The organism is bacterium, assembly GCA_030652805.1.
GTDB lineage: Bacteria > JAHJDO01 > JAHJDO01 > JAHJDO01 > JAHJDO01 > JAHJDO01.
In genome coordinates this window covers 1-4,747 of record JAUSPT010000095.1, presented here as the reverse complement: position 1 = coordinate 4,747, position 4,747 = coordinate 1, and the positions used below count along the sequence as shown (strand labels likewise).

The 4,747-nt window shown below is 37.1% G+C and carries 6 protein-coding genes; 4 read left to right on the top strand and 2 right to left on the bottom strand.

Features of this window, described 5'->3' with window-relative positions; all coding sequences use genetic code 11:
* The first annotated feature begins 207 nt into the window (after positions 1-207).
* The 4 genes from Q7J67_09275 (at position 208) to Q7J67_09260 (ending at position 1,652) form a co-directional block, all read left to right on the top strand.
* The gene (locus Q7J67_09275) at positions 208-447 is read left to right on the top strand and encodes a hypothetical protein (protein MDO9465471.1); all 240 of its coding nucleotides are present in this window, start codon (positions 208-210) and stop codon (positions 445-447) included.
* Complete coding sequence (locus Q7J67_09270; GenBank protein MDO9465470.1) at positions 440-706, top strand: type II toxin-antitoxin system RelE/ParE family toxin; 267 nt, start codon at positions 440-442, stop codon at positions 704-706. Before Q7J67_09275 ends, Q7J67_09270 begins: the two co-directional genes overlap by 8 nt.
* Positions 707-914: 208 nt before the next feature.
* On the top strand, positions 915-1,478 hold the full coding sequence (locus Q7J67_09265) for a zeta toxin family protein (protein MDO9465469.1): 564 nt from the start codon (positions 915-917) through the stop codon (positions 1,476-1,478).
* Positions 1,479-1,652, top strand: coding sequence for a hypothetical protein (locus tag Q7J67_09260; GenBank protein ID MDO9465468.1), 174 nt, complete (start codon positions 1,479-1,481; stop codon positions 1,650-1,652). It abuts the gene before it with no gap.
* A 26-nt stretch (positions 1,653-1,678) separates the two neighbouring features.
* On the opposite strand, the gene Q7J67_09255 is transcribed toward Q7J67_09260, so the two are convergent.
* Positions 1,679-2,803 carry a glycosyltransferase family 4 protein gene (locus Q7J67_09255; protein MDO9465467.1) on the bottom strand — a complete coding sequence of 375 codons (1,125 nt, stop codon included), beginning with the start codon at positions 2,801-2,803 and terminating at the stop codon, positions 1,679-1,681.
* A 6-nt stretch (positions 2,804-2,809) separates the two neighbouring features.
* Entirely contained in the window at positions 2,810-4,576 is a 1,767-nt protein-coding gene (locus Q7J67_09250; protein ID MDO9465466.1) for a glycosyltransferase, read from the bottom strand.
* Positions 4,577-4,747: the final 171 nt, after the last annotated feature.

Below are 4,747 nucleotides of genomic sequence, written 5' to 3'. Positions count from 1 at the left end.
CCACAGTTACCACAATACTGCTGTATTTTATATATCTCTTCTTTTCAACCCCCAAACCCCCATTCTTGGGGGCTTTTTAGGTGTGCACTTTTAAAACTTAAATCGCTTAAAAACTGTGCACTTTTAAATTTTAACTGACATTCAAAAAGTATTTCTTGACATAATTGTTACCATTTGTTAACGTATTGTAACAAGGAGGTGTATATTATGGGAACAGTCATTAGCGGTGCCAGAATTCCTGAGCTTTTACAAAAGCAGTTGAAAGATTTCTGTCAGGGTCACGGTTTAAAAATAAGTTATTTTGTCAGCAGGGCTATTGAAGAAAAACTGAGCGAGGCTAAAGAGGATGAAAAAGACATGGCCCTTTTTGAAGCTCGCAAGGATGAAGCGGAAATATCAGAAAAAGAGATGGATACATATCTGAAGTCGCTCAGAATTGATGTATAGTTTAGTATATAAGTCCAGCGTTAAGAAGGAGTTTGCGTCTATCCCTAAAAAAGATGTAGAAAACATAATTAAAAAAATAAAAGGGTTAAAAGCTAACCCTCTGCCTGCAGGTGTGAAAAAAATTAAAAAAGGAACAGTGTCTTATTTTCGCCTGCGATGCGGAAACTTTCGCGTTGGATATCTGTTGGATTTTTCTGAGAAAGTTGTGAGAATAGTCTATATACGCAAACGGGATGAAAGTACTTACTCAAATCTTTAAACACATGGATCCCCCCCCCTCAAATCGGAGAATGACAAACGAGATTGCTTCAGGATTTCATCCTTCGCAATGACAGGAAAGAGTGGAGACTTTTAACAAAATCGTGGCCGTGGAAATAACTTTGAACGAATGCAGGGAAATAGTTTGTTTAAATATTCCAAGTATTCTATAATATAAAAAGTTTCTAAGGCATGCGGAGAGATTGACTATGAAATTGGCATACATTGTTGCAGGTCCCAATGGGAGCGGGAAAACAACATTCGCAAAAGAATTTATTGAAAATACGAACCTGATTTTTATTAATGCGGATGAGATTGCAAAGGCATTGTCTCCAAGTAGATTAGAGAAAATGAGACTAAAAGCAGGTAAAATCTTTTTTGCCAAAATAGAAAATTGTATTATTAAAAAAAAATCCTTTGTTGTGGAAACAACCTTAGCGGGGAAATATCTAATTAAAATTATTGATAAAATCAAAAATAATGGCTACAAAATAATACTAATTTATATATATCTGGAAAGCATTGAGGAAGCAATTCGTAGGATAGATATCCGAGTAAAAAAAGGTGGTCATACTGTACCTAAAAAAGACATAAAACGCCGATTCAAAAGGAGCATGGATAATTTTTGGAATATTTATAGAAAAAAGGTTCATAATTGGGAGATGTTTTTTAACAGCAAAGATGAATTTTTGCAGGTAGCAGTTGGCATAGGGAATGAAGTGGATGTTATTAATGAAGAATATTTTTCTCTATTTATAAGGGAGGTGTCTTAGATGAAAAAAGAAGATTATGAATTATTGTTTAAAGTAACAAAAATTGGTACCAGAGCTGTTAAAAAGGCGCAAGAGGAAAATCGCAAAAAAGGATTGCCCAGCGTTTATTCTAAGAACAAAAAAATTTATTATGAACTTCCTGATGGGACAATGACCGTAAATGCATCAGCATAAATGGAGCATAAAAGGATTGGTGGGATTTATTTACCTGTGATCTTGTGAAAGAACTTTAGGAATTCATTAAACTGCACTCTTTTATCAAATTTTTCTTCCATAAGCTTACGAGCGTTTTTGCCCATCTGCAGGTAATTGTTTTTATCTGAGGAGAGTTTGACAATCGCATCTATAAGCCCGCTCTGGTCCCAGGATTTTACCATATATCCTGTTTCTCCATCAAAGACAACTTCAGGCACTCCTGCTAATTTCGACGCTATAACGGGCAGTCCCATAGACATTGCTTCAAGCAGGACATTTGGCAAACCCTCCTTATAGAGGCTGGGAAGAACTAGTATATCAATTCTTTCAAAAACATAATTTGGTTCATTAGTAAAAGGGAAGAATGTCACGTTTTTTTCAAGATTCATTGTTTTGACTTTTGCTTTCAACATTTCTTCATCCGGCCCGTCTCCAACAAGCATCAAGTGAATGTCAGGAATAGAATCATCTGCGAGCTTTGCAACCGCCTCGAGAAGAATGACCTGTCCTTTTCTTTCTTCAAAAGAGCCAACTGAGCCCAGAACCGGAGCGGCAGTACCACAAAGAGGATAACGCCTCAAGGCTTCAGCTTTGTTTTCATCTGAAGAAGTAAAACGGTCAACTTCTGTTCCCTGATAGATTAGCTCAACCTTCTCAGAAGGTATTTTATAATTATCAATAAGATACTTGCGTGTAAAGTCTGTGATACTGATGATTCTTATATTAATGGAGTCATCAGGAAGATAAAATTCCCTCAGATATTCAGGCACAATAGTTCCTGTTTTTGGTATAAGAATTGTGTCAAGACCAGCTTGTTTTATGCATTCAGCGCCAAAAACAGCGCAGTGAAATCCATTTCTCGGCGGATGCACGGTACAAACAGCAACATCACAATTATTCAGACCTTCAATCCATATCTTTTTAAATTCATCGCCTTTGGCTACAACCCTGTCCCAGTCATATGCAATAATATGCGCTCCTGCTTTAGAACATTCATTAGCTACCCAGCTATCCAGAGGCGCAATAACAGTAACATCCTCTCCTTTATTAATGAAAGCTCTGGCCGCTTCAGAAACCCATATCTGAGTCCCGCCATGAAGATGTGTATCTTCTATGAATCCGATATGCATATACCTCTAGTCCTTAGATCTTTTCAAAGTTCTGAGCAATTTATAAAATGTCTCTGCAAGAACTTTAGTTCCATAACGCATCCTTACAGCATCACTGTTATGTCTTTTAAGTTCTTCTTCATTTTCCCCGAACATTAGCTTTGTAGCTTTACTAAGAAAATCCTGAGAAAAGTCATTCTCAGGAAAAAGTATGTACTTTATCTGTTTCTCTTCAGGAAGATATTTCCCTACAACATTGGCAAAAACCTCCTCAGGATAATAGTGGCTGCATATAATAGGAATTCCACATGCACTGGCCTCAATAATAGGCAATCCTCTGCCTTCGGTTTCGCTGGGGAACAAAACTACTGTAGCAAGTCTGTAAATGTCCTCAATATGCATACGTTCCAGTCCATTTACCTTAAAGCTTGAGTGTTCTTCTGTTCCTACTGAAAACGCTATAAAGATACGATCAGAAATATCTTCTGGCAATGCTGAACATAAATCAACATAAGCGTTCAAAACAGTTTCAAGATCTGCCCGATGCTCTATAGGCACAGGTCCTGTTATATGGAGAATAAGTTGAATGTCTTTATTGCTTTCAAATTCCTTGCGAAAAAGGGGATAATTCATAAGCGCAGAAAAAAGATGCAGATCCTTTTCAATTCGTTTTCTGGCAACTACGCGCGTGGGCTGCAAGCAGTAAATAATCTTTTCATTTGTTAAATCAAGCTCAAGTCCCTCTCTAAATCCACAAACTATGGGCTTTTGTCCCTTCATCCAGTTTGTGAGATTCCCAATATGAGAGGAAACCGGAACAGGTTTGATTTTTGGTTTGCCGTCTGAAAGGATATATGCCATTCGCAAACGGGACGACATAACATCTTGCTTTGTATATTCTCTTAAAAATTCATCGCTTATGAAAGTAGATATTTCAAACACTCTATTTTCAGGAAACCCATAATGTGTAGTAAGGTAACGCGATTGCTTATGATTTATATTTACTTGAATCCATCGCTTTCCATTCCATGGATAAAGCTTTTTAAACAGCGAAAAGAATGCCCGATTCTTAATGTTTTTAAAAAAGTGATCTCTTATCCCTGCTTTTTCTCCGAGTTTGCGTTCTGAAGCAGGTTTTCCTCCTTCCCAATAGAAATCATGATTTGAATTCAATACATACATACCAAGAGCTTCAGAAACTAAAATAGTAGCAAGCGCAATTGCAAAGTTTCCTGGATTTGAAAAAATATTAACAGGGAAAAGCAATGTAATTTTCTTATCCACTACATAGGAGCCAAGTTCTTCTGCAAAAGAAACTGCCTGATCCCACATCTCCATCGCAAGATCACTGGAAATTTTGCTGCCCTCGGGCATATCCTCATAAAAAAGCTTTGAGAAACACTTCCCTTTGTGCCATTTAGACCATCCGTTCATTTCACGAATATGAAAACGATTCCACGACGGTTTAAGAACCGCATCTGCTTTATCGTGAAAATCGCCGCTGATAAAATGGAGAACAGGGAGAGTAGTATGAGCGTCTGCAAAAATTCTTTCCATGCAATGAGCATATTTACTTATCTCTATTGAAACTCCATCAATTCCAAAATCGTATGTAATAAACGCAATACCATTATGAAGTGCGCTCAGGAATTCCTTGTCAGTGAATGCCTCAATCTCAGGAGAATCTCTCTTTACAGATTCAAGGACAGCTGAGATATCCTTCCATCTTTTAACCTTTTTTTCTGAAAGCATCTGTTTCATTTGGTCAAAAAGATTTTTTTTATTACCCGTCATTGTACTCCTTGATTTATAAGGATAATCAGTATGTGCTGGCTGGGCACATAGGTAACACTTTTTGTTTAAGATTCTCATTGTGATTCTCAATATATCTCATGGGTGTTAAATAATCAAGCGCTTGATGAGGGCGATTAAAATTGTACTCAATCAGCCAATTTGTTACAGCTG